We start from the raw sequence: 3,838 nt of genomic DNA on the forward strand, positions 1-3,838 counted from the left end.
CGCTGCCCTCTGCCTAGCGTTTGTCGCCCCGATATTCCCTACGCACCGCGAGATAGTCTTCCAGCAGCCAGTCCAGGTTGAAATGCGCCATGCCCAGGGTTCCTGTCAGCGGGGTGAACACCGCTTGTAACTCGGCGCGGGGGTTGATCAGGTACAGGGCCAGGCCGTGGCTGACCTGATAATTGTCCGGCTCGGCGGGCGTTGCGTAAATTTGCGCCTTGATGCCCAGCGCCTGTTCAAACACCTTGGCCTGCGGCGGCTGCGGCTGGCTAAGGGCGGTGAAACGGTGGCCGAAATAGGCCATGTAATCGGCCAGTTTGTCCGGGGTGTCGCGCTGGGGGTCGATGGTGTAGAACAAGAAATTCAGCTCCCCGCTCATTTCACCCTGCCCCGGCCCCAACTCATCCAGCCGGCGGCGCAGCTGCACAAGGGTAGACAAGGTGGTTGGGCACACATCGGGGCAATAGGTATAGCCATAGGACAGCAGATGCCATTTGCCGCGCAGGTCGGCCTTGGTAACCGGCTGCTTGCGCTCATTAATCAGTTGGAAGTCGGGCAGTGGCTGGGCCGGCGCCAGCAGCACGCCGGCGTTGAGTTGTGCCACCGGCGCTCGGCTTTCTCGCAGCGTGAACACCGCTGCGGCGCTGGCCACCAGCAGGCAGAGCAGCGCGGCAATGACGCGCTGTTTATTACTCAGGGCCATTGCGCTTAATCCCTGCGCGGCAGCGCCTCATACCGAAAGGAAAGACGCAAGGCGATTGAAGAAGGTGTAGTCGCCCTCGATCGCCATCATGGCCACAAAGATCACAATCGCCAGGGTCGGCACAAACAGCAACAACTTAACCGCCAGGCGCTCCCAGACCACATGCATAAACACCGCGACGATCAGCCCGGCCTTCAGGGCCATGAACAGCAAGATCAGCGTCCAGCGCAGCGCGCCCTGCAGTTGATAAAAGTCCACCATGTAGGACATGGCGCTGAGCACAAACAGCACGCCCCAGACCTTGAGGTACAAACTAATGGGGTGTTGCTGCGCCACTGCCTGAGTCATCGCTCACCTCACCACAGATAAAATAGTGCAAAAATAAACACCCACACCAGATCGACAAAATGCCAATACAGGCCGGTAATTTCGACGATTTGATAGCCCTTCTGCTCGTAGTGGCCGCGGGCCACCCGCCGGGCGATTACCGCTAAATAAATCACCCCGCCGGTGACGTGCAGCCCGTGAAAGCCGGTGATCATAAAAAAGGCCGCGCCAAACTGGGCCGCGCCCATCGGGTTGCCCCAGGGGCGAATGCCCTCATCGACTATAAGCTTAGTCCACTCGAAGGCCTGCATGCCGACAAAGCTGGCGCCCAGCAGCGCCGTCGCCGCCATCAGGTACACGGTGCGGCGCTTGTCGCCCCGGTAGGCGTAGTTCACCGCCATCGCCATGGTGCCGCTGCTGGTGATCAGGATGAAGGTCATAATGGCGATCAGCACCAGCGGAATGTGCTGACCGGCAATGGTCAGGGCGAACACCTCGCTGGAATTGGGCCAGGGCTCCACGCTGGACAGCCGCACATTCATATAACCGGTGAGAAAAATACTGAAGATAAAGGTGTCGCTGAGCAGGAAGATCCACATCATCAACTTGCCCCAGGGCATGTCGAAGGCCTGCTTGTCTGCCGACCAGTCGCGGGCGACACCGGCCCAGTCGTCGGCGGGCGGAGTTTTATCGTCGAGTTCGGCCATTACGCCTCCTACAAGCCGCAAAAGGCAGCAATCGCCCGATAGGTCTCGGCGGGGGCTACCAACAGGGCAAACAAAAACAACCACAGCAACAACAGATAGTGCCAATACAGCGCGCAGAGGCCGATATTCTGCTGCAGCGATGCCAGGTTTGGCCGCTCGGCAAAGCGGTAAATCAGCCTCGCCAGAGCAAACAGGCCGCCCAACAAATGCAGGGCGTGAATCGCCGTTAGCAGATAGAAATAGCTATTGGCCGGGTTGGCGCTGACCGTATAGCCACGGTCGCTCAGTTGCAGCCAGACCAGGTACTGGCCAATTACAAAGCCGACGGAGCACACCGCCGCCGCGCCCAGCGCCAGCACCACCGCGCCGAGCGGCTGGCGCCCGGCCTGACGTCTGGCCAGTTCCAGCCCGGCACTGGCCAGCACTAACAGCGCGCTGTTAAACCACAGCTGGCCGGTATTGCTCAGCGGCAGCCAGGGCTCGCCCGCCAGCGCCTGAAAATCCGGGTACTGGGAGCGCGACAGAAAAGTGATGGTGAAAAGAAAGAAAATTACCGACACCACGGCGATAAAAAACTTCAGCGCGGTTTTTGCCGGCAGCCTCGGCCCGCTGTCTTCCAGCAGCGCCGCATCGCCGCCTTCGGTCTGGGCCAGCCAGGGCTTTTCAGCCAGTTTATGCAGTAGGTTCATTGTAGGGCCCCTTGTTGTCATCCAGCTCGCCACCCTCGGCGGCGGCCATTTCCACTGCCGATGGCGGGCAGTTTTGCGGGATGAAATCGGCCTTCACCCCCGGCACGCTGTAGTCGTAGGCCCAGCGGTAAACCACCGGCAGCTCCGCGCCCCAATTGCCGTGGCCCGGCGGTGTGGTCGCCGTTTGCCACTCCAGCGTGGTCGCCTCCCAGGGGTTGTCGCCGGCCCGCTGGCCCTTAAAGGTGCTCCAAATCAGGTTGACAATAAATATCAGCTGCGCCAGCCCGACAATCAGCGCCGAAACGGTGATACCGGCATTGAGCGACTGTGCCGACTCGGGAATAAACTCGGTGGGGCCCATGGCGAAGTAGCGCCGGGGCACCCCGAGAAAACCCAGATAGTGCATCGGCAAGTAAATGCTGTAGGTGCCGAGAAAGGTGATCCAGAAATGCAGTTTGCCCATGCCGCTGTCCAAAAAGCGGCCGGTGATTTTCGGGAACCAGTGATAAATGGCGGCAAACAGCACCATAATCGGCGACACCCCCATCACCATATGAAAGTGACCAACCACAAAATAGGTGTCGGACAGCGGCAGGTCGACCACCACATTGCCGAGGAACAGGCCGGTTAAGCCGCCGTGGGTAAAGGTGAAGATAAAGCCGATGGCGAACATCATCGGCACCGTCATATGAATATTGCCGCGCCACAGCGTCAGCACCCAGTTGTAAACCTTCAGCGCGGTGGGCACGGCAATAATCAGCGTGGTGGTGGCGAAGAAAAAGCCAAAATAGGGGTTCATGCCGCTGACATACATATGGTGGGCCCACACCACAAAACTCAGCCCGCCAATGGCGACAATGGCCCACACCATCATCCGGTAACCGAAAATGTTTTTGCGGGCATGGGTGGCAATCACGTCCGACACCATGCCAAAGGCCGGCAGCGCAACGATGTACACCTCGGGGTGACCAAAGAACCAAAACAGGTGCTGAAACAGCACTGGGCTACCGCCGCCGTATTCCATTTGCTCGCCCAGCGACAGCAGCGCCGGCATAAAAAAGCTGGTGCCGGCCAGGCGGTCCATCAGCATCATAATGGCGCTGACCAGCAGCGCCGGAAAGGCCAGCAGGCCCAGTATGCTGGCAATGAAGATACCCCAAATACTCAGTGGCATGCGCATCAGCGTCATGCCCTTGGCGCGGGCCTGCAAAATAGTGGTGACATAGTTCAGGCCGCCCATGGTGAAGGCGACAATGAAGATCGCCAGCGAGATCAGCATCATCAAAATGCCCACGTCATTGCCCGGCGTGCCCGGCAAAATCGCCTGGGGCGGATACAGGGTCCAACCCGCGCCGGTGGCCCCGCCCGGCACAAAAAAACTGGCCAGCAGTACAATCACCGACAGCAGGTAG

The 3,838-nt window shown here is 59.7% G+C and carries 5 protein-coding genes; all 5 read right to left on the minus strand.

Annotated elements, in window-relative coordinates:
* Positions 1–13: 13 nt before the first annotated feature.
* Positions 14–703 carry an SCO family protein gene (locus ABYM29_RS15095; protein ID WP_372865619.1) on the minus strand — a complete coding sequence of 230 codons (690 nt, stop codon included), beginning with the start codon at positions 701–703 and terminating at the stop codon, positions 14–16.
* 27 nt (positions 704–730) lie between these two features.
* Positions 731–1,051, minus strand: coding sequence for a cytochrome C oxidase subunit IV family protein (locus ABYM29_RS15100; RefSeq protein ID WP_372865620.1), 321 nt, complete (start codon positions 1,049–1,051; stop codon positions 731–733).
* Between the two features lie 8 nt (positions 1,052–1,059).
* Positions 1,060–1,737: a heme-copper oxidase subunit III family protein gene (locus ABYM29_RS15105; RefSeq protein WP_372865621.1), complete on the minus strand. Its 678-nt coding sequence runs from the start codon at positions 1,735–1,737 to the stop codon at positions 1,060–1,062.
* 8 nt (positions 1,738–1,745) lie between these two features.
* Positions 1,746–2,426 (minus strand): cytochrome c oxidase subunit 3, encoded by a 681-nt coding sequence (locus ABYM29_RS15110; RefSeq protein WP_372865622.1) that lies wholly within the window; start codon positions 2,424–2,426, stop codon positions 1,746–1,748.
* On the minus strand, positions 2,410–3,838 hold a 1,429-nt coding region (locus tag ABYM29_RS15115; RefSeq protein WP_372865623.1), incomplete at its 5' end, for a cbb3-type cytochrome c oxidase subunit I. The genes ABYM29_RS15110 and ABYM29_RS15115, both read right to left, overlap by 17 nt.

It is taken from the genome of Spongiibacter sp. (assembly GCF_041602295.1).
Lineage (GTDB): Bacteria > Pseudomonadota > Gammaproteobacteria > Pseudomonadales > Spongiibacteraceae > Spongiibacter.

Coding starts and splice junctions, on each gene's coding strand:
- ABYM29_RS15105 (WP_372865621.1), bottom strand. CDS start 1,737: ATGGCCGAACTCGACGATAAAACTCCGCCCGCCGACGACTGGGCCGGT.
- ABYM29_RS15110 (WP_372865622.1), bottom strand. CDS start 2,426: ATGAACCTACTGCATAAACTGGCTGAAAAGCCCTGGCTGGCCCAGACC.
- ABYM29_RS15100 (WP_372865620.1), bottom strand. CDS start 1,051: ATGACTCAGGCAGTGGCGCAGCAACACCCCATTAGTTTGTACCTCAAG.
- ABYM29_RS15095 (WP_372865619.1), bottom strand. CDS start 703: ATGGCCCTGAGTAATAAACAGCGCGTCATTGCCGCGCTGCTCTGCCTG.